Annotated in this window: 23 protein-coding genes and 1 tRNA gene; 13 read left to right on the forward strand and 11 right to left on the reverse strand. The window is 70.9% G+C overall.

What is annotated here, in order from left to right; all coding sequences use genetic code 11:
• Window positions 1-21 precede the first annotated feature (21 nt).
• On the reverse strand, window positions 22-687 hold the full coding sequence (locus ACFFIC_RS25405) for a glutathione S-transferase (protein WP_377055647.1): 666 nt from the start codon (window positions 685-687) through the stop codon (window positions 22-24).
• 247 nt (window positions 688-934) lie between these two features.
• On the opposite strand from ACFFIC_RS25405, the gene ACFFIC_RS25410 reads away from it, so the two are divergent.
• Window positions 935-2,164: a polyhydroxyalkanoate depolymerase gene (locus tag ACFFIC_RS25410; RefSeq protein WP_377055649.1), complete on the forward strand. Its 1,230-nt coding sequence runs from the start codon at window positions 935-937 to the stop codon at window positions 2,162-2,164.
• Window positions 2,165-2,212: 48 nt separating this feature from the next.
• On the opposite strand, the gene ypfJ is transcribed toward ACFFIC_RS25410, so the two are convergent.
• Together ypfJ and ACFFIC_RS25420 are read right to left on the reverse strand one after the other, a co-directional pair.
• Window positions 2,213-3,145, reverse strand: a complete 933-nt coding sequence (ypfJ, locus tag ACFFIC_RS25415; protein ID WP_377055650.1) for a KPN_02809 family neutral zinc metallopeptidase — start codon at window positions 3,143-3,145, stop codon at window positions 2,213-2,215.
• A gap of 71 nt (window positions 3,146-3,216) precedes the next feature.
• The gene (locus tag ACFFIC_RS25420) at window positions 3,217-4,068 is read right to left on the reverse strand and encodes a Rossmann-fold NAD(P)-binding domain-containing protein (protein ID WP_377055652.1); all 852 of its coding nucleotides are present in this window, start codon (window positions 4,066-4,068) and stop codon (window positions 3,217-3,219) included.
• Between the two features lie 65 nt (window positions 4,069-4,133).
• Here ACFFIC_RS25420 and ACFFIC_RS25425 point away from each other — a divergent pair, with 65 nt between their 5' ends.
• Window positions 4,134-4,925: a tetratricopeptide repeat protein gene (locus ACFFIC_RS25425; protein WP_377055653.1), complete on the forward strand. Its 792-nt coding sequence runs from the start codon at window positions 4,134-4,136 to the stop codon at window positions 4,923-4,925.
• Here ACFFIC_RS25425 and fzlA read toward each other — a convergent pair.
• The 4 genes from fzlA to ACFFIC_RS25445 form a co-directional block, all read right to left on the reverse strand.
• Complete coding sequence (gene fzlA / locus ACFFIC_RS25430; protein ID WP_377055748.1) at window positions 4,922-5,590, reverse strand: FtsZ-binding protein FzlA; 669 nt, start codon at window positions 5,588-5,590, stop codon at window positions 4,922-4,924. The two genes, ACFFIC_RS25425 and fzlA, sit on opposite strands and share 4 nt — an antisense overlap.
• A gap of 139 nt (window positions 5,591-5,729) precedes the next feature.
• Window positions 5,730-10,247, reverse strand: a complete 4,518-nt coding sequence (gene gltB / locus ACFFIC_RS25435; protein WP_377055655.1) for a glutamate synthase large subunit — start codon at window positions 10,245-10,247, stop codon at window positions 5,730-5,732.
• A gap of 14 nt (window positions 10,248-10,261) precedes the next feature.
• Entirely contained in the window at window positions 10,262-11,698 is a 1,437-nt protein-coding gene (locus tag ACFFIC_RS25440; protein WP_377055657.1) for an NAD(P)-dependent oxidoreductase, read from the reverse strand.
• 228 nt (window positions 11,699-11,926) lie between these two features.
• Window positions 11,927-12,874 carry a complex I NDUFA9 subunit family protein gene (locus ACFFIC_RS25445; protein ID WP_377055659.1) on the reverse strand — a complete coding sequence of 316 codons (948 nt, stop codon included), beginning with the start codon at window positions 12,872-12,874 and terminating at the stop codon, window positions 11,927-11,929.
• A 211-nt stretch (window positions 12,875-13,085) separates the two neighbouring features.
• On the opposite strand from ACFFIC_RS25445, the gene ACFFIC_RS25450 reads away from it, so the two are divergent.
• The 7 genes from ACFFIC_RS25450 (at window position 13,086) to hpf (ending at window position 18,763) form a co-directional block, all read left to right on the forward strand.
• Window positions 13,086-13,172, forward strand: a tRNA-Leu gene (locus ACFFIC_RS25450).
• A gap of 63 nt (window positions 13,173-13,235) precedes the next feature.
• Window positions 13,236-13,904 (forward strand): ribonuclease D, encoded by a 669-nt coding sequence (locus ACFFIC_RS25455; protein ID WP_377055661.1) that lies wholly within the window; start codon window positions 13,236-13,238, stop codon window positions 13,902-13,904.
• A gap of 98 nt (window positions 13,905-14,002) precedes the next feature.
• Window positions 14,003-14,761: an LPS export ABC transporter periplasmic protein LptC gene (lptC, locus tag ACFFIC_RS25460; protein WP_377055663.1), complete on the forward strand. Its 759-nt coding sequence runs from the start codon at window positions 14,003-14,005 to the stop codon at window positions 14,759-14,761.
• Window positions 14,758-15,792, forward strand: coding sequence for an LptA/OstA family protein (locus tag ACFFIC_RS25465; RefSeq protein WP_377055665.1), 1,035 nt, complete (start codon window positions 14,758-14,760; stop codon window positions 15,790-15,792). The genes lptC and ACFFIC_RS25465 overlap by 4 nt, the downstream gene beginning before the upstream one ends.
• Window positions 15,789-16,541: an LPS export ABC transporter ATP-binding protein gene (gene lptB / locus ACFFIC_RS25470; protein ID WP_377055666.1), complete on the forward strand. Its 753-nt coding sequence runs from the start codon at window positions 15,789-15,791 to the stop codon at window positions 16,539-16,541. Before ACFFIC_RS25465 ends, lptB begins: the two co-directional genes overlap by 4 nt.
• 71 nt (window positions 16,542-16,612) lie before the next feature.
• On the forward strand, window positions 16,613-18,073 hold the full coding sequence (gene rpoN / locus ACFFIC_RS25475; protein ID WP_456306970.1) for an RNA polymerase factor sigma-54: 1,461 nt from the start codon (window positions 16,613-16,615) through the stop codon (window positions 18,071-18,073).
• Window positions 18,074-18,145: 72 nt separating this feature from the next.
• The gene (gene hpf, locus ACFFIC_RS25480; protein WP_377055670.1) at window positions 18,146-18,763 is read left to right on the forward strand and encodes a ribosome hibernation-promoting factor, HPF/YfiA family; all 618 of its coding nucleotides are present in this window, start codon (window positions 18,146-18,148) and stop codon (window positions 18,761-18,763) included.
• 40 nt (window positions 18,764-18,803) lie between these two features.
• Here the strand turns inward: hpf and ACFFIC_RS25485 are convergent, their stop codons facing one another.
• On the reverse strand, window positions 18,804-19,025 hold the full coding sequence (locus tag ACFFIC_RS25485; protein ID WP_377055672.1) for a DUF1150 family protein: 222 nt from the start codon (window positions 19,023-19,025) through the stop codon (window positions 18,804-18,806).
• 92 nt (window positions 19,026-19,117) lie between these two features.
• Window positions 19,118-19,555 (reverse strand): Hsp20 family protein, encoded by a 438-nt coding sequence (locus tag ACFFIC_RS25490; protein WP_377055674.1) that lies wholly within the window; start codon window positions 19,553-19,555, stop codon window positions 19,118-19,120.
• Between the two features lie 189 nt (window positions 19,556-19,744).
• Here ACFFIC_RS25490 and def point away from each other — a divergent pair, with 189 nt between their 5' ends.
• The 4 genes from def (at window position 19,745) to ACFFIC_RS25510 (ending at window position 23,284) form a co-directional block, all read left to right on the forward strand.
• Window positions 19,745-20,278 carry a peptide deformylase gene (gene def / locus ACFFIC_RS25495; protein WP_377055676.1) on the forward strand — a complete coding sequence of 178 codons (534 nt, stop codon included), beginning with the start codon at window positions 19,745-19,747 and terminating at the stop codon, window positions 20,276-20,278.
• Window positions 20,279-20,301: 23 nt separating this feature from the next.
• The gene (fmt, locus tag ACFFIC_RS25500; RefSeq protein ID WP_377055750.1) at window positions 20,302-21,198 is read left to right on the forward strand and encodes a methionyl-tRNA formyltransferase; all 897 of its coding nucleotides are present in this window, start codon (window positions 20,302-20,304) and stop codon (window positions 21,196-21,198) included.
• 1 nt (window position 21,199) lies between these two features.
• The gene (gene truA / locus ACFFIC_RS25505; protein ID WP_377055678.1) at window positions 21,200-21,964 is read left to right on the forward strand and encodes a tRNA pseudouridine(38-40) synthase TruA; all 765 of its coding nucleotides are present in this window, start codon (window positions 21,200-21,202) and stop codon (window positions 21,962-21,964) included.
• A gap of 186 nt (window positions 21,965-22,150) precedes the next feature.
• Window positions 22,151-23,284, forward strand: a complete 1,134-nt coding sequence (locus ACFFIC_RS25510; protein ID WP_377055680.1) for an SGNH/GDSL hydrolase family protein — start codon at window positions 22,151-22,153, stop codon at window positions 23,282-23,284.
• 67 nt (window positions 23,285-23,351) lie between these two features.
• On the opposite strand, the gene ACFFIC_RS25515 is transcribed toward ACFFIC_RS25510, so the two are convergent.
• Entirely contained in the window at window positions 23,352-24,074 is a 723-nt protein-coding gene (locus tag ACFFIC_RS25515) for a class II aldolase/adducin family protein (RefSeq protein ID WP_377055682.1), read from the reverse strand.
• Window positions 24,075-24,094: 20 nt separating this feature from the next.
• Complete coding sequence (locus ACFFIC_RS25520) at window positions 24,095-25,534, reverse strand: NAD-dependent succinate-semialdehyde dehydrogenase (RefSeq protein ID WP_377055684.1); 1,440 nt, start codon at window positions 25,532-25,534, stop codon at window positions 24,095-24,097.
• Window positions 25,535-25,536 lie beyond the last annotated feature (2 nt).

A 25,536-nucleotide genomic window follows, 5' to 3' on the forward strand; every position in this document is an offset into this window, starting at 1 on the left:
TCGGGGCCGGCGGGGCGGGGCTCAGAACTCCGCCTCCACCTCCAGCTCGTGGATGTCGGGCTCGGGTTCCTCCTGCGCGGCGGCGAGCCACTCGGCCATGGGTGCCCATTCCATGATGCGCCCGGCATAGGCGGCGCAGGCGCCCGCCAGGGGGACGTCGTAGGTCAGGAGGCGCGTGACCACGGGGGCGTACATGGCGTCGGCCACGCTGGGGCGGCTGCCGAAGAGCCATGGGCCGCGCCAGGTTTCCAGGCAGTCCCGCCAGATGAAGAGGATTCGGTCGATGTCCGCCTGCGGACCGGCCCAGACGCGGAAGCCCGGGCGGTGGGCGCGGAGGTTCATGGGCAGGGAGGCGCGGAGCGCCTGGAAGCCCGCATGCATCTCCCCGGAGATGGAGCGGCAGCGGGCGCGGGCGGCTCGGTCCGTGGGAAGCATGCCGGCCTCGGGGAAGGCCTCGTGCAGATGGGCGGCGATGGCCGTGGTGTCCCAGATCCGCAGGCCTTCGTGCAGGAGGCAGGGGATGCGGGTGGAGGAGGCGCGCATCAGGAGTTCCGCACGGGCGGCGGGGTCGTCCAGGTCCACCCTCTCCACCTCGAAGTCGAGCCCGGCGAGGCGTGCGATCAGGAAGCCCCGGAGCGACCAGGAGGAGTAGTTCCTGCTGCTGATGAGGAGCCGGGCCCGTTCCATTTTGCTGTCCTTTCGCGCCGCCGGGTGCTCTGCCGGCCTGGAGCGGAGGCTATGCCAGAACCGTTCCATTGTCCCCTGCGGCGGGTGCGGAGGGGCGCTGCGGCAGAAGAGGCACAAGCCGGGAGCGAAACGGGCCACACTGTTGACCTCGATGGGGGCGAGGCCCACCATCCCGAACTGTGATCAAACCCATGACCCTGCCCGGCCGTTCCATGGCAATGCGTCAGATGAAATCGAAGCGGCCTGCATGATCTACCAGCTCTGGCAAGCGCAGCAGGACCTGCAATTCCCCTTCCGGGCCTTCGCCGAAAGTGCCGGGCGCTTGCTGAAGCAGATGGAGCCGGTGACCGCCGCCCTTCCGCTGGCGGCGCCTTTCATCCGCCGGACGGCCGCGGCCTTCGACATGGTGGCCCAGGCCAGGACCACCCATACGAGGCCGGGCTACGACTTCACCACCGTGCGCGTGGGCAACCGCGACGTGGAGGTCACGGAGGAGGCGGTGCTGGAGACGCCCTTCGGGACGCTTCTGCGCTTCGCCAAGGACACCTCGGTGCAGCAGCCGCGGGTGCTGGTGGTGGCGCCGATGTCCGGGCACTTCTCCACCTTGCTGCGGGGCACGGTGGAGGTGCTGCTGCCGGACCATGACGTCTATATCACGGACTGGGTGAACGCCCGGGACGTCCCGCTCTCGGCCGGGGCGTTCGGCTTCGACGACTTCACCTCGCACATCATCCGCTTCATGGAGGTGCTGGGGCCGGGCAGCCACGTTCTCGCGGTATGCCAGCCGGCGCCCGCGACGCTGGCGGCCGTGGCGGTGATGTCCGAGGAGCGGAACCGGGCGGTTCCGGCCAGCATGACGCTGATGGCCGGGCCGATCGACACGCGGGTGAGCCCGACCAAGGTGAACGAACTCGCCCAATCCAAGCCGATCGGCTGGTTCGAGCAGAACCTGATCGGCACCGTGCCCGGACGCTATGCCGGCGCGGGGCGGCGGGTTTACCCGGGGGCGGTGCAGTTGCAGGCCTTCATGTCCATGAACATGCAGCGGCATGTCAGGGCGCACCGGAACCAGTTCGCCAACATCGTGGCCGGCAACACCGAGGCCGCGGCGGCGCACCGGCGCTTCTACGACGAGTACTTCGCCGTGATGGACCTGCCGGCGGAGTACTTCATCCAGACCGTGCAGCGCGTCTTCCAGGAGCATGACCTGCCGCGGGGGGCGCTGACCTATCGCGGGAAGCCCGTGCGGCCGGAGGCGATCCGGCGCACAGCACTGCTGACGGTGGAGGGCGAGCGGGACGATATCTGCGCGATCGGCCAGACCATGGCGGCGCTGGACCTTTGCCCGAACATCCCCCTGGCGAACCGCCGGCACCACCTGCAGACGGGCGTGGGCCATTACGGGGTGTTCAGCGGGCGGCGCTGGGCCAGCGAGGTTTACCCGAAGGTGCGGGCCATGATCGAGGCGAACAGCTAGGCTTCGGTCCCTCCCCCGCGAGGGGGAGGGAATGTCAGGCTTCCCGGGTCAGCCCTGGAAGGTGTCGCACTGGCGGATATCGCCGCTTTCCAGGCCGCGGCGGAACCAGCGGACTCGCTGCTGCGAGCTGCCATGGGTGAAGCTTTCCGGACGGATCCGGCCGCCGGTGACACGGTCGTCGCCCACGGCGGCGGCGGCGTTCAGGCCCTGCTCGATGTCGCCATCCTCCAGGATCTGGCGGGCACGGTTGGCCTGGTTGGCCCAGACCCCAGCGAAGCAGTCGGCCTGCAGCTCGACCCGGACCTGGAGCTGGTTGCGCTCGGCCCCATCGGCGCGGGCCTGGGCCCGCTGGACCTGCGGCAGGACTCCCAGAAGGTTCTGCACGTGATGTCCGACTTCGTGGGCCACGATGTAGGCGGCGGCGAATTCCCCGGTGGCGCCGAGCTGGCGCTGGAGGCGGGCCATGAATTCCAGGTCGATGTAAACGCGGCGATCTTCCGGGCAGTAGAAGGGGCCGGTCTGGGCCTGGGCCGCGCCGCAGCCGGACTGGGTGGCGCCGGAGAAGAGAACCAGCACGGGCTCCTCGTAGCGGCGGCCGAGCTGGGTGAACTGGGCGTTCCAGACGCGCTCCGTCTCGCCCAGCACCTGGCCGATGAAGCGGCGGCCGGCGTCTTCCTGGCCACCCTGGCCCTGGCTTTCGTTCTGGGCCTGGCGCTGCGCCGGGCGGGCGGGCTCCGGGTCGTAGCGCCGTTCCTGTGGAGCGGGCTGCTGGGGTGCCATCTCGCCGCCGCCGAGGATGGTGGAGGGATCCACGCCGAGCAGCAGCGCGACCACGAGCAGAACCACGCCGCCGATGCCGCCGACCGCGATGCCGCCGCCGCGCCTGCCGCCACCCAGGCCGCCGAATCCGCCGCCGCCGAAGCCCCCGCCGCTGCCGCGACGGTCCTCGACGTTGTCGCTTTCCGGACCGTCGAGACGCATGGCAGAGGGCTTCCTTGTTCCGATGAGCAGGGGGCGAACGCCCGCCCCTGGGTGGGGTTGCGGCAGAGGGATCAGCCGCCCTCGGCGATGATGGCGGCGAGCCCCTCGCGCCAGGTCGGATGGCGCCAGGCGATGCCGAGGGCCTGCTTGGTGCGGGTGTTGGCGATGCGGCGGTTTTCCGACCAGAAGGAGAGGGCCATCGGGGACATGGTGGCGCGGGCCGTTTCGAAGGGAACGGCGGGGGGCGGGTCCATGCCGAGGAGGCGGGCGGCGCCTTCCGTCACGGCCGCGCTTTCGGCGGGCTCGTCGTCGGACAGGTGCAGGACCCGCAGGCCGGGCGGGGGCGGGTCGCCGGCGGCGGCGAGCACGGCCAGGGCGATGTCATCGCGATGGATGCGGCCGAAGGCGTGGCCGCGCAGCACGGTGCGGCGGGCGGTGCCTGCGCGGAGGTCGTCCAGCACGGAGCGGCCGGGGCCGTAGATGCCGGCGCAGCGGAAGAGGTCCACCGCAGTGCGGGGGGCAAAGCTCTCCCACTGCCGCTCGGCGGCGCGGCGGCGGATCGAGCGGGGCTGGGCGGGGGCTGGTTCCGTTGCCTCGTCCACCCAGGCGCCGGCGCGGTCGCCGTAGACACCGGTGGTGGACAGGTAGCCGATCCAGCGGAGGGGGGCCCTGGCGAGCGCGGCGGCGTGGGCGGCGATCACGGGGTCGCCCGCCTCACCCGGCGGGGCCGTGACGGCGAGGTGGGTGGCGGCGGCGATGCCGGGGCCGGCGCCCGCGAAGGGAATGACCGACAGGCCGGGGATGGCAGGGGCGGCGGAGGGGTCGCGGGCGGTGGCCGTGACCCGCCAGCCGGCCGCCAGGGCATCCCGCGCGATGGCGGCGCCGCTGAAGCCGAGGCCGATGAGGAGGAGGTTGCGGTCCATTCCCCATTCTTGGGCATTGCGGGATCTGCGGGCTAGGCTGGGGCATGAAGCCTGGCACGGGATCGATGGCGTGCGCTGCCGCGCTGGCGGTTGCGGTGTGGGGCTGGTGGTGGGTGATCGGCTCCGCCCCCCCTGCCCCGGCGCCCGCGCTGCCCGAAGCGGCGCGGGCGCCGGCGCCCGCGCGCGATGACAAGGAATGCCTGGAGCGGCTGCGTCCCGGTGGCGCCGCGGCGCTGGACTTCGCCCTGGCCTGGGAAGCGCGCGGCGGGGGAGACGGGGCACGGCGCTGCGCGGCCCTGGCGATCGTGGCGGGCGGGGAGCCCGAGCGGGGGGCCGCACGGCTGGAGGCGCTGGGCGGGCGGCCGGGCGCGGGTGACGCGGCGCGCGCCGCCTGGCTGGGGGAGGCCGGGCAGGCCTGGATGCTCGCGGGGCAGCCGCGGCGGGCGCTTGGGCCCATCACCCTGGCGCTGTCGCTTGCGCCGGCGGATGCGGGACTGCTCGTGGACCGGGCGGCGGCCTCCGGGGCGCTGGGGCACTTCGGGGATGCGCTGGAGGATGCGGGGCGCGCGGCCGCGCTGGAGCCGGGGCGGGTGGAGGCCTGGGTGTTCCGCGCGGCGGCGCTCAGGCGGCTGGAGCGGACCGGCGAGGCGCTGGCGGATGTCGCGCGGGCGCTGGCGATCGACCCCGGGAATGCGGCGGCGCTGCTGGAACGGGGCATCCTGCGGCGGATGGCCGGGGATACCGAGGGTGCGCGGGAGGATTGGGAGGCGGTGCTGGCGCGGGAGCCGGAGGGCGGCGCGGCGGCGGTGGCGCGGCGGAACCTGGAGCTGGATCAGGCGCCGCGGCGGCGGGGCTAGAAGTCCAGGTCGGCGTAGTGGTTGGGGGGCGTGAGGCCGCTGACGCGGTCGGCCAGCAGGGGGCGGAAGGCGGGGCGAGACTTCACGCGGGCGTACCAGTCCTTGACCGCGTCGTTCATGGACCAGTCGACGTCGCCGATATAGTCGAGGCAGGAGAGGTGGGCGGCGGCGGCGAGGTCGGCGAGCGAGATCTGCGAGCCCGCGAGCCAGGCGCGGGTCTCGGCCAGCCAGCCCAGGTATTCGATGTGCGGCTTGATGTTGGCGTAGCCGGCGCGGAGCGCGCCGGCATCGGGGTTGCCGCGGCCCAGCATGCGCTTGAGCTGCTTCTCGAAGTAGAGGTTTCGGGTGACCTCGCGGTCGAACTTGCCGTCGAACCAGGCGACCAGGCGGCGGACCTCGGCGCGCTCCGCATGGGTGCGGCCGACAAGGGGCATGTCCGGATAGGCTTCGTCGAGATACTCGCAGATGGCGTTGCTGTCGGCGAGAACCAAGCCGTTCTCTTCCTCCAGCACGGGGACGGTGCCGGCAGGGTTCATCACCAGGAACTCTTCCCGCCGCTCCCAGATGCGCTCGGCGCGCAGCTCGAAGGGGATGCGCTTTTCCTGGAGCGCAAGGCGCACCTTGCGGCAGGCGGGGGAGAGCGGGAGGTGATACAGGATGCGCACGGGGCGGGTGTTTGCCACCCCGGGGCGCGGCGGGCAAGGCGCGCTGCCGCTTTAAGGACCGCGCGCAACACCCTGTAGTGTCAAGCTTTGTAGGCCGAGCCGCCTCGAGGGCCGGCGGCTGGCCGCCGGCCCTGTTCCCTCACTCCGCGGCCATCAGCCGGTCGCTCATCGGCTTCGGCAGGAGCTTGGCGTAGTCCTTGGGAACGACGTGCCAGAACCGGTCGCGCTCGGTGGACCAGTCGTTCAGGATGCGGGCGGCGAGGCGCGAGCCGGTTTCCCGCACATGCCGCTCGACGAGGCCGTGCAGCATTCCCTCCCAATGGGCGGAGCCGAGACGGGCCCAGAGGAGGGTGTCGCGGTTGAGGCGGCGCTCGAAGGTCTGGTCGGCGTCCCAGACGAAGGCGTGGCCGCCGGTGAAGCCGGCGCCGAAGTTGTCGCCGACGGCGCCGAGGATGACCACCGTGCCGCCCGTCATGTACTCGCAGCCATTGGCGCCGATGCCCTCCACCACGGTGGTGGCGCCGGAGTTGCGGACGGCGAAGCGCTCGCCCCCCTGCCCCGCCGCGAAGAGCTCGCCGGCCGTCGCGCCGTAGAGGACGGTGTTGCCGACGATGGTGTTCTCCTCCCAGACGAAGTTGGCGGAGGGGCCGGGGCGGACGGTGATGGTGGCGCCCGAGAGCCCCTTGCCGACATAGTCGTTGGCGTCGCCGAGCACCTCCAGCTTCAGGCCGCGGACGCCGAAGGCGCCGAGCGACTGGCCAGCCGAGCCGCGGAGGCGGACGGTGAGGTGGCCCGGCTGGAGGCCGGTCATCCCGAACTGGCGGACGATCATCGAGCTGGTCTTGGTGCCGATGGCGCGGTGCGTGTTCTGGATGTTGTACTGAAGCTGCATCTTCTCGCCACGGGAGAAGAGGGCGGCGGCGTCGCGGATCATGTCGGCATCGAGGGTTTCCGGAACCTCGTTGCGGCCTTCCAGCGTGCAGTAGGCGGGATGCCCGCCGGCATCGGCCTGGACCAGGAGGGGGTTCAGGTCGAGGTCGTCGAGGTCCTCGGCGCCGCGGGAGACCTGGCGGAGCAGGTCGGTGCGGCCGATGACGTCCTCGAGCTTGCGGACGCCGAGCGAGGCCAGGATCTCGCGCACCTCCTCCGCCACGAAGGAGAAGAGGGAGATGACCTTCTCCGGCGTGCCCTCGAACTTGGCGCGCAGCGCCTCGTCCTGGGTGCAGACGCCCACGGGGCAGGTGTTGGAGTGGCACTGGCGGACCATGATGCAGCCCATCGCCACGAGGGAGGCCGTGCCGATGCCGAACTCCTCCGCGCCGAGCATGGCGGCGATGACCACGTCGCGGCCGGTCTTGATGCCGCCGTCCGTCCGCAGCTTCACGCGGTGGCGGAGGCGGTTGAGCAGCAGGACCTGGTGGGTCTCGGAGAGGCCCATTTCCCAGGGCAGGCCGGCATACTTGATGGAGGTGACGGGCGAGGCGCCGGTGCCGCCGGAATGGCCGGAGACGAGGATGGCGTCGGCCTTGGCCTTGGCGACCCCGGCCGCGATGGTGCCGATGCCCGAGCGGGACACCAGCTTCACGCAGACGGTCGCTTCCGGGTTGATCTGCTTCAGGTCGTAGATGAGCTGGGCGAGATCCTCGATCGAGTAGATGTCGTGGTGGGGCGGCGGCGAGATCAGCGTGACGCCCGGGGTGGAGTGGCGGAGCTTGCCGATGAGCTCCGTCACCTTGAAGCCGGGAAGCTGGCCGCCCTCGCCGGGCTTGGCGCCCTGCGCGACCTTGATCTCGATCTCGCGGCAGTTGTTCAGGTACTCGGCGGTCACGCCGAAGCGGCCGGAGGCGATCTGCTTGATGGCGGAGTTGGCGTTGTCGCCGTTGGGGCGGGGCCTGGCGCGCGCGGGGTCCTCGCCGCCCTCGCCGCTGTCGGAGCGGGCGCCGATGCGGTTCATGGCGATGGAGAGGGTTTCGTGCGCCTCCGGGCCGAGGGCGCCGAGCGAGATTCCGGGCGCGAGCAGGCGCTTGCGGATTTCCGTGATGCTCTCGACCTCCTCCAGCGGGAGGGGACGGGCCGTGGGGGTGCGGAAGTCCAGCAGGTCGCGCAGCGCCACGGGGGGAAGCTGGCGCACGGCGTGGCTGTAGCGCTTGTAGGTCTCGTAGCTGTCGGCGTTCACGGCCTTCTGGAGAAGGTGGATCAGGCTGCCCTCGAAGGCATGCGCCTCGCCGCGGCGGCGGAGCTTGTAGAGGCCGCCGACGGGCAGGACGGGGGTGGCGGCGTCCCAGGCGGCGGCGTGCATGTCGAGCACGCGGCGGGCGATGCCGGACAGGCCGATGCCGGAGATGCGGGACTGGGTGCCCGGGAAGAACTCCGCGACGAGGGCGCGGGAGAGGCCGATGGCCTCGAAGTTCATGCCGCCGCGATAGGAGGACAGGACGCCGATGCCGATCTTGGACATCGTCTTGAGCAGGCCCTTGTCGATGGCCTTGCGGTACTTGGCGACGCATTCCTCCACCGAGAGGCCCGGGAAGAGGCCGCGGCGATGGCGGTCGGCGATGCTTTCCTGGGCGAGGTAGGCGTTCACCGTGGTCGCGCCTGCGCCGATGAGGACGGCGAAGTAGTGCACGTCCATGCATTCCGCGCTGCGGATGTTGAGGCTGGTGAAGGTGCGGAGGCTGTGGCGCACGAGGTGGGTGTGGACGGCGCCGACGGCCAGGATCATCGGGATGGCGGCGCGGTCGGGGGTCTGCGCCTCATCCGAGAGGATGACGTGGGCGCAGCCGGAGCGCACACCCTCCTCGGCCTCGCGCCGGATGCGCTCGATGGCGCGGCGCAGGCCGGGCTCGCCTTCGGAGACGGGGAAGGTGGCGTCGACCTCGCAGGCGGTGTCGCCCATGTAGCCGCGCATGGCCGCGAACTCGGCGTTGGACAGCACGGGGCTGTCCAGCATCAGCATGTCGCACTGGGTCGGGTCCTCGTCGAGGATGTTCCCGAGATTGCCCAGGCGGGTCTTGATCGTCATCACGCGGGTTTCGCGCAGGCTGTCGATCGGCGGGTTGGTGACCTGGGCGAAGGCCTGGCGGAAATAGTGGTGCAGGCCGCGGTACTGGCGGGACAGCACGGCGATGGGGGTGTCGTCGCCCATCGATCCGATGGCCTCGGCGCCTTCCTCCACCATGGGATGAAGGATCGCCTCCAGGTCTTCCAGGGTGTAGCCCATGGAGAGCTGGCGGCGGCGGAGGGACTCACCCTCCAGCGTCGCGGTTTCCTGCGCGTCGGCCTTGACGATCTCGTCGATGCGGGTGGTGCGGCGCGTCCAGTCGCCCCAGGGCTTGCGGGCGGCGAGCATGTCCTTCAGCGCGGCGTCGTCGAAGAAGCGGGCCTCCTCCAGGTCCACGCCGATGCACTGTCCCGGGCCGAGGCGGCCGCGGGCGATGACGCTTTCCTCGGGGAAGCGGACCATGCCGGTCTCGCTGCCGACGACGAGCATGCGGTCCGCGGTGATGGTGTAGCGCATGGGGCGCAACCCGTTGCGGTCGAGGCCGGCGACGACCCAGCGGCCGTCGGTGGCGGCGATGGCGGCGGGGCCGTCCCAGGGTTCCATCACGGCGTTGCAGTAGAGGAAGAGCTCCTGGTGCGCCGTGGGCATGGTGGCGTTGGAGCCGATGCTCTCGGGGATGAGCATGGCCTTGGCCATCGGCGCGTCGCGGCCGGCGCGGACGAGGAGTTCGAAGACGTTGTCGAGCGACGCCGTGTCGGAGTTGCCGGCCTGAACGACGGGCTTGATGTCCTCCATGAAGGGGTCGAGCAGCGCGTGGGAGAGGCGCGTCTCGTGGCTCTTCATCCAGTTGACGTTGCCGTGCACCGTGTTGATCTCGCCATTGTGGGCGAGGGTGCGGAAGGGCTGGGCCAGGCGCCAGGTGGGAAAGGTGTTGGTGCTGTAGCGCTGGTGGTAGATGGCGAAGCGGCTGACGAAGCGCGGGTCCAGCAGGTCGGGGTAGAAGACCGAGAGGCTCTCGGCCAGGAACATGCCCTTGTAGATGATCGAGCGGCAGGAGAGCGTGCAGAGGTAGAGGTCGGGGATCTGGGCCGCGATGGCCTGCTTCTCGATCCGCCGGCGGATGACGTAGAGGTCGCGCTCGAAGGTCGCCTCGTCCCGCTGCTCCGGGTCGTAGATGAGGATCTGCTCGATCTCGGGGCGGGTGGCGTTGGCCTTCTCGCCGATGCAGGCGACGTCGATGGGAACCTGGCGCCAGCCGTAGATGCCGTAGCCGGCGATGAGGATTTCGGATTCCACGATCGAGCGGCAGCGCTCCTGCGCGCCGAGGTCGGTTTTCGGCATGAAGACCATGCCGACGCCGATGCGGCCGGGGCGCAGGCGGTCGCCGCCGTGCTCGACGACCTCGGCGAAGAAGTCCTGGGGGATCTCGACATGGATGCCGGCGCCGTCGCCGGTCTTGCCGTCGGCGTCGACGGCGCCGCGGTGCCAGACGGCCTTCAGCGCGTCGATGCCGGCCTGGACCACCTCGCGGCGGGGAATGCCGTCGAGGGCGGCCACGAGGCCGACGCCGCAGGCGTCGTGCTCGGTGGTGTCGATATGGGCCTCGTCGCGGAGGAGGGCGGTGTTGGCGAGGTGCTGGGAGACGTAGTCGGACATGGCTGTTTCCTCGCTCACTCGGCCGCCTGGGGAACGGCGTCGCGCGCCTTGACGTATTCGGCGATGCGGTCGGCGGCGTCGCGGCCGTCGCGGATGGCCCAGACGACGAGGGAGGCGCCGCGGACGATGTCGCCGGCGGCGAAGACGCCGGGGAGGCTGGTCATCATGCTGCGGCGGTCGATCGTGAGCGTGCCCCAGCGGGAAACGGCGAGGCCGGGCTCGTCGAACATCTTCGGCAGGTTCTCGGGGTCGAAGCCGAGGGCCTTGATGACGAGGTCGGCGGGCTCGGTGAACTCGCTGCCGGGGATGGGCTCGACCTGCTGGCGGCCAGTGGCGTCGGGGAGGCCGAGATGCATCTTCGTGACGCGGACGCCGGTGACCTGCGTGTCGCCCTCGAAGGCCTCGGGCGCGGAAAGCCAGGCGAAGCGGACGCCCTCCTCCTCGGCGTTGTGCACCTCGCGCATGGAGCCGGGCATGTTGGCCTTGTCGCGGCGGTAGAGGCAGGTGACGGAGGCGGCGCCCTGGCGGATGGAGGTGCGCAGGCAGTCCATGGCGGTGTCGCCGCCGCCGATCACCACCACGCGCTTGCCGGCGGCGTTGAGGGCGCCGCTGTCGAACTCGGGCACGTCGTCGCCGAGGCCCTTGCGGTTGGAGGCGGTGAGGAAGGACATGGCGGGAACGACGCCGTCCAGATGGGCGCCGGGGACGGCGATGTCGCGGGCCTTGTAGACGCCCGTGGCGATGAGGACGGCGTCGTGCTTCTCGCGCAGCTCCTCCAGCGTGACGTCGCGGCCGATCTCGCTGTTCAGGTGGAAGGTGATGCCGCCCTGCTCGAACTGGGCGGTGCGGCGGGTGATGACGTCCTTCTCCAGCTTGAAGTTCGGGATGCCGTAGATCATCAGGCCGCCCGCACGGTCGTAGCGGTCGTAGACATGGACCTGCCAGCCCTGGGTGCGGAGCTTCTCGGCGGCGGCGAGGCCGGCGGGGCCGGCGCCGATGATGGCGACGGAGCGATCCAGCTCGCGCACGGGGGTGGGCGGCTTGACCCAGCCCTTCTCCCAGGCGGTGTCGTTGATGTAGCGCTCGACGGCGCCGATGGTGACGCTCTCGAAGCCCTTCTCGATGACGCAGTTGCCTTCGCAGAGGCGGTCCTGCGGGCAGACGCGGCCGCAGATCTCGGGGAAGGTGTTGGTGGCGGCGTTGACCTCGTAGGCCTCCTCCAGCCGTCCCTCGGCGGTCAGCTTCAGCCAGTCCGGGATGTTCTGCTGAAGGGGGCAGTGGACGGAGCAGAAGGGCACGCCGCACTGCGAGCAGCGGCTCGCCTGCTCCGCAGCACGGGCGGGGTCGAAGCGGGCGTAGATCTCGTCGAAATCTTCGCGGCGGATCGTGGGCTGGCGCTTTTCGGGCGTCTGCTGGGAAAGGCGGACGAATTGCAACATGCGCTCGGCCATGGCGCGATCCTTGCTCTGCACGCGATGCAACAAGCCGTTCGGGAAGATGGTTGCCCGAACGGCGAAGGGGCCTGGGCCCATTGGAGGCGCGGTTTGCCATAGTCTCACGGGCTCCGCGAGATCAAAATGGCTGAAGGGGCAGTATTGCTGTCCTTCTTAGGTGCCCGATGCCCCGGCGAACTACGCGCTACCGGGTGAGCAACAGATAAAATGTCCGATCCGGACCTTTCAGCCCGGGATCACCGCGCGCCGGCCCCCGCCCTCCCGGAACCGGGTGAGGTAGCTCGGCAGAATGGCCTCCAGCGAGGTGGGGGCGATGCCGAGTTCGGCGAGGCCGGGCAGGTTGCCGGAGGGGACGTTGTCCTTGCGGAGCAGGATGATCTGGTCCTGGGTGAGCGGCGGGTTGGGCAACCAGGCGGTGAGACGGGCCTGGAGCCTCGCGAGGCCGGCCGGCATCTCCACCACCGGGCGGCGGCGGCCGATCAGCTGGAGCATGTATTCCATCAGCGAGCGGAAGGTGGCCGCGCGGGGTCCGGCGAGCTCAAAGGTGCGGCCGGCGGCCTCGGGGCGTTCAATGGCGGCCATCACGGCGTCGGCGACGTCGCCCACATAGACCGGCTGGAAGCGCGTGCTGCCGCCCACCAGGGGCAGCACGGGCAGCACGCGGGCGAGGCCGGCGAAGCGGTTGAAGAAGGCGTCCTCATGCCCGAACACCACCGAGGGGCGGAGGATCGTGGCACGGGGGAAGGCCGAGAGCACCGCCGCCTCCCCTTCCGCCTTGCTGCGCGCGTAGAGGCTCTCCGAGGCCGGGTCCGCGCCGATGGCGGAGATCTGGACGAGGTGGGTGACGCCGGCCGCCGCCGCGGCGGTGGCGATGCGGCCGGGCAGCGCGGCATGGACGCGGGCGAAGTCGCCGGCGTGGCCCTCGGACAGGATGCCGATCAGGTTGACGGCGATCTCCGCCCCCTCCAGCGCGCGGTGCAGCGCGGGGGCATCCATCGTGCCGGCGGCGACGGGAACGATCTGGCCGACCATGCCCTGGGTCATCAGGCTGCGGGCGGCCTCGGCGCCGCGGGTGACGACGCGGACCACGTAGTCGCGCTTGGCCAGCCTTTGCACGACGTAGCGGCCGATGAAGCCCGTTCCGCCGAAAACCACCGCCACTCGCCGCGCCATCGGCCGCCTCCATTCGTGCAGGATTCGTCACTGAGCCCTGAGGCCGAACTTAGGGCGGGTGGGGCGCGGCGCAAATCGGGCACCGGCGCGGCCGCCCCGGGGGCCCGGACGGGACCGGCGAATTCTGCGCGGGGGCGGCTTGACGGGGGCGGCGCGGGACCATAGAAGCCCGCTCCACGCCTTCCCGACTACGAGGGCGGCCGGCCCCCTTGCCCAGGTGGCGGAATTGGTAGACGCGCTGGCTTCAGGTGCCAGTGACCGCAAGGTTGTGAAGGTTCGAGTCCTTTCCTGGGCACCACCACCCCGACACAAGCGATCCAGGCGGCCGAGCGGCGGCCGCGAGCCGGATGGAGCGCCCTTCATGGGAACCACGCTCTTCGTGCCGAACGCCACCATTCACCTTCATCGCGACGATTTGCCGCCGGGGCTTTCCCTTGGGCCCGTTGTTGCCATCGACACCGAGACCATGGGGCTCAACCCCCATCGCGACCGGCTTTGCCTGGTGCAGCTGTCCAGCGGTGACGGCGCCGCGCATTGCGTGCAGATCCGCCCGGCGCATCTGGGCGGGCCCGCGCGGCGCGGCGGTTTCGTGGACTGCCCCAACCTCCGGGCGATGCTGGCCGATCCCGGCACGGTGAAGCTGTTCCATTTCGCGCGCTTCGACGTGGCGATCCTGCACAAGGAACTCGGCGTCACCGTGGCGCCGGTGCGTTGCACCAAGGTGGCGGCCAAGCTGGTGCGAACCTTCACGGACCGGCACGGGCTGAAGGAGCTCTGCCGGGAGTTGCTGGGGGTGGAGATCTCCAAGCAGCAGCAGACGAGCGACTGGGGCGCGCCGGAGCTTTCGTCGGAGCAGCTGGCCTATGCCGCGTCCGACGTTCTGCACCTGCACGCGCTTTGGGAAAAGCTGGAGGGGCTGCTGCGGCGGGAGGGGCGCTTCGATCTGGCCGAGGCGTGTTTCCGCTTCCTGCCCACGCGTGGCGCGCTGGATCTGCTGGGCTATGCGGAACCCGACATCTTCTCCCATTAGCGGCATCAACCCCGCGTTGCAGAATGTGGCACGATTCTTGGTAATATGTGTTCCGCATCTGCGTTGACCGGCCATTCGCCCGGCTCCATACAAGGGGGGTGACCGCCCAAGCCCCCTCGCCCGCACCCGCCGCGCCGAATGGCGCACCGGGGCCGGGCAAGCTCTACGCCCTGGTTCCCGGCCCCACGGGAGCGGGAGATGGCGCTGGCCTGCCGGCGGACTGGCGGGACCGGCCGGTGCCTTCCCGCGCGCGGCGGGGCTACACGCGCGGGTCCATGATCCGGCGGCGCTTGGCCGTGCGCTTTCTCAAGCTGATCCTGCCGGTGGGGGCGCTGGCGCTGCTGAGCGCCATCGTGCTGTGGCCGGAGTTCGAGCGCACCGGGGAGAATGCCCGGCTGTCCTTCCGGCGGCTCAGCCGGACGTCGCCCGAGGCGGTGCGGGTGGTGGACCCGCGCTACCAGGGCGTGGACGACACCGGGCGGCCCTACAACGTGACGGCCTTCACCGCGGCGCAGCAGGGCAGCAGCAACGTGGTGGACCTGCAGGCGCCGCGCGGCGACATGACGCTGAGCAACGGGGGCTGGGTGCTGCTGGACAGCAAGACCGGGCGCCTGGACCGGGACGAGAATATCCTGGACCTCTGGGGCGATGTGACGATCTGGCAGGATGATGGAACCTTGATCGAGACGCAGCAGGCCCGCGTGGACGTGAAGGAGGGCCATGCCGAGGGCGACAGCCCCGTGGCCGCGCAGGGCAGCTTCGGCACGTTGACCGGCGAGGGCTTCCGCCTGCGCGACCGGGGCGCGGTGGTGGTGTTCACGGGCAATGCCCGCGCGGTGCTGGAGGGGCGGCGGTGAGGGTTCCGCGGCTTTTCCTGACGCTGGCCGCGCTCGCAGGGCCAGTCATTCTCCCCTGCCCGCTCGGCGCGCAGCCGATCGATCTTTCGGGCGGCGGGCCGGTGGAGATCACCTCCACCGACGGCATCGAGTGGCGGCAGGGCGAGCAGGTGGTGGTGGCGCGCGGCCGCGCGCGGGCGACGCGTGACGGGGTGACGGTGGATGCGGCGCGGCTGATCGCGCGCTACCGCCCGCGGGCGCCGGCACCGGGCACGGAGGCCGCCGCCGCGGCGGCGCAGCAGGAGGGGCCGCTCTCGGGCGGGGAGATCTGGCGGCTGGAGGCGGAGGGGGACGTGCGCATCTCCACCGCGACCGATCGCGCCCAGGGCGACCGCGGCGTTTATGACATGGACCAGGCCGTGATGGTGCTGACGGGGCGGGACCTGAAGCTTTCCACGCCCAACGACACCATCGTGGCGCGTGACAGCCTGGAATACTGGTCGCAGCGGCGCATGGCGGTGGCGCGGGGTGCCGCGCGGGTGAACACCAGCGACAACCGCCAGATCGCGGCGGATACGCTGGTGGGTTACTTCCTGGAGCAGGCGCCGGCGGCCCAGCCGGTGGCGTCGCGGCCGGCGCCCGCCGCGCCGGGGCGCGCGCCGGCCGGGCCGGCCGCTCCGGGGCGGGCAGTGCCGGGCGAGGGATCCAAGCTCGACCGGGTGGAGGTGTTCGGCAACGTGGAGATCCGCACGGAAACCGAGGTGGTCCGCGGCGACCGCGGCGTCTACAGCCCGGTGTCCGGCATGGCGCGGGTCCTGGGCAACGTGCGCATCACGCGCGGGCAGAACCAATTGCAGGGGCAGGAAGCGATCGTGAATCTTCGCACGGGCATCTCGCGCCTGGTTTCGGCGCCCGGGCAGCGCGTGCAGGGGCTGGTGCTGCCCTCCTCCGGGCAGGAGGTGGCGCCCGGGGGGGCGCAGAGCGGAGCGCGGCCGAGCCCGGCCCCTGCCCCGGCTCCGGCTCCGGCTCCGGCCCAGGGGCGCACGCGATGAGCGATGCCTTTCGTGTCGTGCCCGGCGAATCCGGGCTCGTCGCCCGGGCGCTGGGCAAGCGCTACAAGAAGCGCCCCGTGGTGCGCGGCGTCTCGCTCTCGCTGAAGCGCGGGGAGGCCGTGGGGCTGCTGGGGCCGAACGGCGCGGGCAAGACCACGACCTTCTACATGATGACCGGGCTTGTGCGGCCGGACGAGGGGCAGGTCTTCCTCGACGGGCACGACGTGACGATGCTGCCGATGTACCGGCGGGCGCGGCTGGGCCTGGGCTACCTGCCGCAGGAGGCGTCGATCTTTCGCGGGCTTTCCGTGGAGGACAACATCCGCGCGGCGCTGGAGGTGGTGGAGCCGGACCGCGAGCGGCGGGACGGGATGCTCGACTCGCTCCTGGCGGAGTTCGGCATCGCGCATCTGCGCCGCGCGCCGGCGCTGGCGCTTTCGGGCGGCGAGCGGCGGCGCTGCGAGATCGCGCGCGCGCTGGCGACGCATCCCGCCTATATCCTCCTCGACGAGCCGCTGGCGGGCATCGATCCGATCGCGGTGGGCGAGATCCGCGATCTCGTGCGGCACCTGAAGGACCGCGGGATCGGCGTGCTGATCACCGAGCACAACGTGCGCGAAACGCTGGCGATCATCGATCGCGCCTACATCCTGCACGACGGGCAGGTGCTGATGGAGGGGCGGCCGAGCGAGATCGTGGCGCATGAGGGCGTGCGGCGCGTTTATCTCGGGGAGCGGTTCAGCCTGTGACGGCGCGGGAGGTCCTCATTGCAGCGGGGGCGGGCCAGGCGTGGTGATCTGCACGTGGTAAGCTCCGCATGGTGAGCCTGGGTCCGCGGCTCGACTTCCGGCAGACGCAGCAGCTGGTGATGACGCCGCAGCTGCGGCAGGCCATCAAGCTGCTCCAGTCCAGCAACATGGAGGTTTCGGCCTTCGTGGAGGAGGAACTGGAGCGCAACCCGATGCTGGAGCGCGAGGAGGGCAGCGCGCCCGCCGCGCCGGTGACGGTGGAGCCCGATTCCTTCGAGGCCGCTTCCTCCACCACGATGGGGGAGGAAGCGAGCAGCCCGATCGAGGCGGACTGGTCTTCCTCCTATGAAAGCGGAGATGCGCTTTATCCGGCCTCGCGCGGGGCGCGGGCGGACTCCTGGGACGAGGACGGGCGCAGCCTGGAGGAGATGGCGGGGGAACGGCCACGCTCCCTTCGCGAACTCCTGGCCGAGCAGGCGCGGCTGGCCTTCGGCGATGCCCGGGAGCGATTGATCGCGGGGCAGCTGATCGCGCTGCTGGACGGCGCAGGCCGGCTTTCGGTGACCGACCAGGCGATCGCCGATGCGCTGGGCTGCGAGGTGGGCGTGGTGTCGGGCGTGCGGGCGCGGATGCAGCGCTTCGACCCGACGGGGCTGTTCTGCGCCGACCTGCGCGAATGCCTGGCCGTGCAGCTGGCGGAGCTAAACCGGCTGGACCCGGCGATGCAGGCGCTGCTGGACAACCTGGAGATGCTGGCGCGGCGCGACATGGTTGGACTGCGCCGGGTTTGCGGCGTGGATGCCGAGGACCTGTCCGGCATGATAGCCGAGATACGGCGCCTGAACCCCAAGCCCGGGGCGCTGACGGATGGCGAGGTGGCGCCGCTCGTGGTGCCGGACGTGCTGATGCGGCGGCTGCCCGACGGCACCTGGCTGCTGGAGCTGAATCCGGAAACGCTGCCACGGGTGCTGGTGAACCGGGGCTTCCACGCCACCGCGCATACGGGAACGCGGAGCAAGGAGGATCGCGCCTTCATCGCGGAGAAGCTGCAGGCGGCGAACTGGCTGGTGCGCAGCCTGGAGCAGCGGGCCAACACCATCCTGCGCGTCGCGGCCGAGATCGTGCGGCGGCAGGAGGGGTTCTTCCGCCACGGCGTGGGGCACCTGCGGCCGCTGATCCTCCGCGACGTGGCGGACGAGCTGGGGATGCACGAGAGCACCGTCTCCCGCGTGACGGCGAACAAGTACATCGCGACGCCGCGCGGGACGCTGGAGCTGAAGTACTTCTTCACCACGGCGATCGCGGGGACGCATGGAGGGGAGAGCTTCTCGGCCGAGGCGATCCGGCACCGCATCCGGGACATGGTGAACGCGGAGACGGCGGAGGAGGTGCTGTCGGACGACGCGATCGTGGAGCGGCTGCGCGCGGAGGGCGTGGATATCGCCCGCCGCACGGTGGCGAAGTACCGGGACGCCCTGAAGATCCCCTCCTCGGTGCAGCGCAAAAGGGAGAAATCGGCGCTCGTTCTCTGATCAGGCCCCTTTAAACCGGCTCGGCTCCGTCTCAGGTCACATATGTTACAAGTTAGAGAAGGGAGCCGATCCATGCAGATCACGGTCGCCGGCAAGGGCGTCGAGACGGGCGAGGCACTGAAGACTCATGTGACGGACGGGCTGGAGGCGGTCACCCGAAAGTACTTCGACCATGCCATCGATGCCCATGTGACCTTCCGCAAGGACCGCGCCTTTTTCGCCTGCGACATCAACCTGCGCGCCGGGCGCGGCCTGAACATGCGGGCTGAGGGCGAGGGGGTGGATGCCCACCGGGCCTTCGCGGACGCGGCAGCGCACATCGGCAAGCGGCTGCGGCGCTACCGGCGGCGGGTGAACGAGCATGCGCGCAGCCTGGCCGAGGAGCGCGACCCGCTGACGGAGCTGGCGCGAAGCGTGGTGCTGCGGGAGGAGGACGAGCCGGAGGAGGGCACCGACACCGTCCAGGCCGCTCCGGGCGAGGCCGTGACGGCGGACGGCTATGCCAATGGCGCGGTGGTGGCGGAAACGCCGACCGAGATCAGCCGGCTGACCGTGCCGGAGGCCGTGATGCGGCTTGACCTGTCGCAGGAGACCGTCCTGATGTTCCGCAACCGCGGCACCGGGGTGCTGAACGTCGTGTATCGCCGGGCCGACGGGCATGTCGGCTGGATCGATCCCCAGAAGGTCTGACGCCACGGAGGGGAGGCCGGGTGGCCTCCCCAGCCATGGTTCAGTGGACCAGGACGGGCGCCATCTCGTGCTGAAGGATGGCGGCAATGGCCAGGGCCTCGTTCGGGGCGGCGCCGATGGGGGTGCCGTCCGCCGCGTGGATGGCCACGGCCTGGGTGCCATTGACCGTCACGGGGCGAATATAGGCCATTTCCTGCGCCCCGAAGCGCGCCCAGTCGAGCGGCGTCAGATTGCGGAGGGTGATCTCGGGGTTCGGGTGCATGGTGTTCTCCTCGCCCGCAGCCGGAATGGCCTGCAGGCCCTTAACGTCCGATCGGCTCCCCGGTTCGGCGGAGCGTTGCGGAGTGGGAAAGACTAGGCCTCGCCGTCAACCATCGGGCGGGACTTTCCGTTGATCTGGATCGTTCGGACCCTGACCTCCGGCTGGGGACGGCGCAGTTCGACGTGGAGCAGGCCGTTGTCGAGCCAGGCGCCCTCGATCTCGATGCCTTCGGCGATCACGAAGGCCCGCTGGAACTGCCGGCCGGCGATGCCGCGGTGCAGGAAGATCCGGCCCTCGACATCGTCGTTCTGGCGGCCGCGGATCACCAGCTGGTTGTCCTCCTGGGTGATCTGGAGGTCGTCCATGGCGAAGCCCGCCACGGCCAGAGTGATGCGCAGGCGGTCGGCCGCCGTTTGCTCGATGTTGTAGGGCGGATAGCCGTCCGAGGATTTCTGCACGCGGTCGAGCATCTGCTCGAGGTGGTCGAAGCCCAGGAAGAGTGGCGATCCGAAGACCGGCGAACGCGACATGACGCGGCATCCTTGAGAAAGCGAGGCCACGCGGTGCGGCCCTCCAGGAGGCGCCGAACCGCCGACAGGGAATATTGTCGGCCTCGCAGCCCGTTGCAAGGGCGTGCCAGCGCGCCCTGCGAGCGACGGTGCCCGACGCGGGCGGCATTCCGCCGGGCGGGGTTCTGTCCTACATGCGGGGCGGACATCATGACCGAAGACCTCATCCTCCCTATCCTTCTCCACCCCTCCCCGGTTCTGCGGGCCAAGGCCCGGCCGGTGGCCGAAGGCGATGGCCCGCGCGTGTCGGCGCTCGCCGACCGGATGCTGGCGACCATGTACAAGGCGCCGGGGATCGGTCTGGCCGCGCCCCAGGTGGGCGAGGCATTGCGGCTGGTGGTGCTGGACGTGGCCAAGGAGGACGCGCCCCAGCCCTTGGTGCTGGTGAACCCGGAGATCCTGGCCGCCAGCGAGGAGCGGGCGGTGCGCGAGGAGGGGTGCCTTTCCCTGCCGGGGCAGTACGCGGATGTGGAGCGGCCCGCGCGGGTGAAGGTGCGCTACCGCGCGCTCGACGGTTCACGCCGGGAGATCGAGGCGGACGACCTGCTGGCGACCTGCCTGCAGCACGAGATCGACCACCTGGACGGGGTGATGTTCACCGACCGGATCAGCCCGCTGAAGCGGAACATGCTGATCAAGAAGTTCCTGAAGGAGCAGAAGCTGAAGTCCCGGGAGGCGATGTGACCTCCCGCCTCCGGCTGGCCTTCATGGGGAGCCCGGCCTTCTCGGTGCCGGCCCTGCGGGGGCTGGTGGAGGCGGGGCACGAGGTGGCCTGCGTTTACGCACAGCCGCCCCGCCCTGCGGGGCGGGGGCAGCGGGAAACGCCCTGCCCGGTCCATCAGGCGGCGATCGAGATGGGGCTGCCCGTGCGGACGCCGGCGCGGGTGCGGCGGGACGTGGCGGAGCACGACGCCTTCGCGGCGCTGGGCCTCGATGCCGCGGTGGTGGTCGCCTATGGTCTGATCCTGCCGGGGCCGATGCTGGCGGCGCCGCGGCTGGGCTGCCTCAACATCCATGCGAGCCTGCTGCCGCGCTGGCGCGGCGCGGCGCCGATCCACGCGGCGGTGCTGGCGGGCGATGCGGAAACGGGCATCACCATCATGCGGATGGACGAGGGGCTGGACACCGGGCCCATGCTGCTGCGCGAGGCCACGCCAATCGGCCCTCGCGAGACCACGGCCGAGGTGCATGACCGGCTTTCCGCCATGGGGGCGCGGCTGATCCTGCGGGCGCTGGCGGAGCGGCCGGCCGAAATCCCGCAGCCGGAGGAGGGCGCGACCTATGCGCCCAAGCTGGGGAAGGAGGACGGGCGGCTGGACTGGGCCGAGCCGGCCTCCGCGCTGGACCGGCGGGTGCGGGCGATGACGCCCTGGCCGGGGGCCTTCACGGCGCTGGGCGGGGAGGTGCTGCGGGTGCTCTCGGCCGAGCCGGCGCCGGGAAGGGAGGCGGCAGCGGGGACGGTGCTGGACGACGCGATGCTGGTGGCCTGCGGCGGTGGAACGGCGCTGCGGCTGCTCCGCGTGCAGAAGGCCGGACGGGCGGCGATGGAGGCCGGGGCCTTCCTGCGGGGGCATGCGGTGCCCACCGGCACGGTGCTGGGCTGAGATGCCGCGCTACGCGCTGCTGGTGGAGTATGACGGGGCGGGCTTCGTCGGCTGGCAGCGGCAGGCGGAGGGGGTGTCGGTGCAGGGCGTGCTGGAAGCGGCCGGAGCCTTCCTGAACGGCGGGGTGGAGCCGGTGCTGGGCGCCGCGGGGCGGACGGATTCGGGCGTTCACGCGGAAGGGCAGGTCGCGCAGATGGACGTGACCGCGGACCTGCCGGTGGAGCGGGTGCGGGAGGCGCTGAACGCCCGGACGCGGCCGCACCGGGTTTCCGTGCTGTCGGTGGCCCGGCCCGGGGCGGAGTGGAGCGCGCGGTTTTCCGCGGTTCACCGGAGCTATCGGTACCGGATCCTGAACCGGCGGGCACGGCCGGCCCTGGAGGCCGGGCGGGTGTGGCATGTGCCGGCCCCGCTGGATGCGGCAGCGATGCACGAGGCCGCGCAGGGGCTGCTGGGGCACCACGACTTCTCGGCCTTCCGGGCGGCGACCTGCCAGGCGAAGCACGCGATGCGCACGCTGGACCGGCTGGATGTGTCGCGCGAGGCGGAGGAGATCGTGGTGCGGGTTGGGGCGCGCTCCTTTCTGCACCACCAGGTGCGCAACCTGGTGGGGACGCTGGCCAAGGTCGGGTGGGGGCAGCGGCCGGTTACCTGGCCGCGCCAGGTGCTGGAGGGGCGGGACCGGACAAAGGCCGGGCAGACCGCGCCGGCGGAAGGGTTGTGCTTCACGGGGGTGCGGTACGAGCCAGGGCTGGACTGGGCGGCCTGAGCGATCCCTCGCTGGCGTGATGGGGCAAGCAGGGCGCGGAACGGGCGGGGCGCCCGCCCTGCAACATGCGGCACCTGCCCGCGAACCCCCGCGAAAGGTCCTGACAACATATCGATCACGATATTATGATGGCCGCCGCTCCGCCGGCCTATGCGGGAAGTCGAGTGCGGAGGGGAAAGATCGACCGTGCCACTGGCAATCGCATCCGCGCCCCAGGGCCTGAACATCGCCGTGGTCGGCGGCTCCAACAGCCTGATCAGGGACGGCTATCTCGCGTGCTTCCAACACGAGCTGGAAGCGGAGCATGGCGTCCGCGTCGCGACGCTGACCAATTTTTCCCTTGGGGGAAGCTCCTCCTTTTTCGGCCTGGCGCAGCTCTGCCGGACCGGAGTGCACCGGGACGTGCACATCCTGATCGTGGAATACGCGTTGAACGATTCCGCGGGCTTCTCGCGCAAGCCGGCGCTCTATGACCACTGGGCCAGGGCTTACGAGGGAATCCTGAGAAAGGCGCTGACGGAAAACCCGGAGCTGATGGTCGTGTCCCTGATTCTGGGGCAGCAATCCGGCGCTCACCGGAGGCGTATCTGTCCCTACTCGGCTGGCATCCACTTCATGTCGGCCCGCTACGGCGCGCATGTGATCGACCTGAACGAGATCCTGGCGAGGGAGCAGCCCGATGCTTTCGACGATGATGCGCTCTATGCCGATGTCAGCCACTATTCACGCCCCTACGGCGTGGCCGTCGTCGGAAGCATCGTCGCGCGTGAGATGGCCAGGGCGCTGCAATCGCATGGCGGCGCGAAGCTGCCCCGCCCGATCTATGCGCAAAACTATTCCCATGCGCGCTATCTGGCCGATCTCTCGCCCTTCCTGCAGGGGCCGCGCGGCGAGACGGTTTACCAGAACCGGGCGTTCGATCTGCGCGCGGCGGAGTTGCTCCCGACGGCTGCGCTGAGCTTCCGCCTGTCGGGGCGCGTGCTGTCGATTTCCTTTGTGTCGCACCCCGCCAGCGCATCGCTCAAGGTGCGCGTGGGTGATTCGGAGTTCGTGCAGAACACGGCGCGCGCAACCTTCCGCACCAAACCCCTGAAGTTCCTGCAGTCGACGCTCATGCCCGAGGTCCATGGCGGCTACACCCTGGGCGGGAACCGCGTCGCCATCAGCATGACGGTTCTCGGTGGCGCGGAGGCCCGGGCCGAGCCGGACCCGGAAGCGGGCCATGACGAGGCCGCCGGGCCGCTGCTGCCGCCCATGGCCGCGGCGCCCATCAGTTTCGCGCCGCTCGGGGTGCTTTACTGCGGAAGCCTGAGCCCCTGATCGCGTCGCCTCCGGTGCGGCGCGGGCATAAGGCCCGGGCGGTTGGTAGCGCCCCTGTGGACCGGAACTAGATTCCTCCGAAGCCCGCCCGGGCCCGGCGGTATTCCCAGCTGCGCGAAAGCGGTCGCTCGCTCATCTGCATTTTCGCGGTGAGCGCGATCTCTCCGGGGGAGAGGTAATGGACCTCGCCCATCGCCTCGGCGGCGGCCTGGACCTCGGCGTTGTCGCGGAGCGTGATGGCGACAAAGGTGACGGCGGCCAGGCTGGTCTCCGCGTTGGTGGCACCATGGCCGCGCAGAAGCACGCTGTTGCCCTGCCCCATCGCGCGGGCGTGGCTGTCGGCGACGGCGGCGTCGCCGATGATCATGGCGGTGTCGCCGAACTCGGGGACGCTGTCCCAGACGGGAACGGTCTCGCCGAGGACGGCGGCGAGGTGGAAGACGGGGCGGAGCGGCCGCTTCGTGATGGTGAAGGGCAGCACCGCGCGGGCGTGGTGGTGGACGATGGCCCGCACGTCCGGCCGCGCGGCGTAGAGGCGGGCGTGCACGATGGTCTCGAGGTAAGGGCGGCGCTGGCCGGGGTCTTCCGGCACGGCGTCGAGGTCGAAGCGGATGAGGTCGGCGCGGGAGACGAGCGCGGGGCTGCGGGAGGCGCTGAGCCAGAAGCGGGAGGGGTCGTGCGGATCGCGCGCGGAGACGTGCCCGAAGTCGTCGAGCACGCCCTCATGCGCGAGGATGCGGTTGGCGATGACGAGATCCGCCAGCAGGGCGTCCAGCGTGCGGTCGGTCATCGGCCCCTCCCCGCCCCGGCTCAGATGCCGGTCTGGGTGACGAACTTGGTCACCAGGTAGGGCTCGATGGCCTCGGAGCCGCCCTCGGAGCCGTAGCCGCTGTCCTTCACGCCGCCGAAGGGAACCTCGGGAAGGGCGAGGCCGAGGTGGTTGATGGTCATCATGCCGGTTTCCACCCGCGCGCCGAGCGCCTGCGCCGTGCCGGCCGAACCGGTGAAGGCGTAGGAGGCGAGGCCGAAGGGAAGGCGGTTCGCTTCCTCCACCACCTCGTCGAGGTCGGAGAAGCGGTTCACCAGGGCGAGCGGGCCGAAGGGCTCCTCGTTCATCGCGCGGGCGTCGCGCGGGAGGTCGGAGATGACGGTGGGCTCGTAGAAGTAGCCCTTGTTGCCGATGCGCTTGCCGCCGGCCTGGAGCTTCGCGCCGCGGCCGACCGCGTCCTGCACGAGCGCCTCGATGGCGGGGATGCGGCGCTCGTTGGCGAGGGGGCCCATGGCGACGCCCGCTTCGGTGCCGGGGCCGACCTTGATGGCCTTGGCGGCGGCCGTGAAGGTTTCCAGGAACTCGTCGAAGGAGCGCTCCTGGATGAGGAAGCGCGTGGGGGAGACGCAGACCTGGCCGGCGTTGCGGAACTTCGCCGCCGCCAGGGTCTTCGCGGCCTTCTGCACGTCGGCATCGTTGAAGACGATGGCCGGGGCGTGGCCGCCGAGCTCCATCGTGGCGCGCTTCATGTGCTGGCCGGCGAGCCCTGCCAGCATCTTCCCGACAGGGGTGGAGCCGGTGAAGGTGATCTTGCGGATCACCGGGTGCGGGATGAGGTAGGCGCTGATCTCGGAGGGGATGCCGTAGACGAGCTGCACCACGCCCTTGGGCACGCCGGCATCGATGAAGGCGCGGATCAGCTCGGCGGGCGAGGCCGGGGTTTCCTCCGGCGCCTTGACGATGATGGAGCAGCCGGTGGCCAGCGCCGCCGAGAGCTTGCGGACGACCTGGTTGATCGGGAAGTTCCAGGGCGTGAAGGCGGCCACGGGGCCGACGGGCTCGCGCAGGGAGAGCTGGTAGATGCCGTCCGCGCGCGCGGGGATCACGCGGCCATAGGCGCGGCGGCCTTCCTCGGCGAACCAGTCGATGACGTCGGCGCCGGCGAGCACCTCCATCTTGGCCTCGGGGAGCGGCTTGCCCTGCTCGGCCGTCATCATGGTGGCGATGGCATCGGCGCGGGAGCGGAGAAGGTCGGCCGCCTTGCGCATGAGCTTGCCGCGCTCGAAGGCCGAAACCTTGCGCCACAGCGCGAAGCCGCGCTCGGCGGCGGCCAGCGCCTCGTCGAGGTCGGGGATCTCGGCGTGGGCGACGGTGCCGATGACCTCCTCGGTGGCGGGGTTGATGATTTCCAGCACCTTGCCGGAGCGGGAGTCGCGCCACTCGCCGTCGATGTGGAGCTGGACCTTGGGATAGGCGGTCATGG

This window comes from Muricoccus vinaceus (assembly GCF_042433125.1).
Lineage (GTDB): Bacteria > Pseudomonadota > Alphaproteobacteria > Acetobacterales > Acetobacteraceae > Roseomonas > Roseomonas vinacea.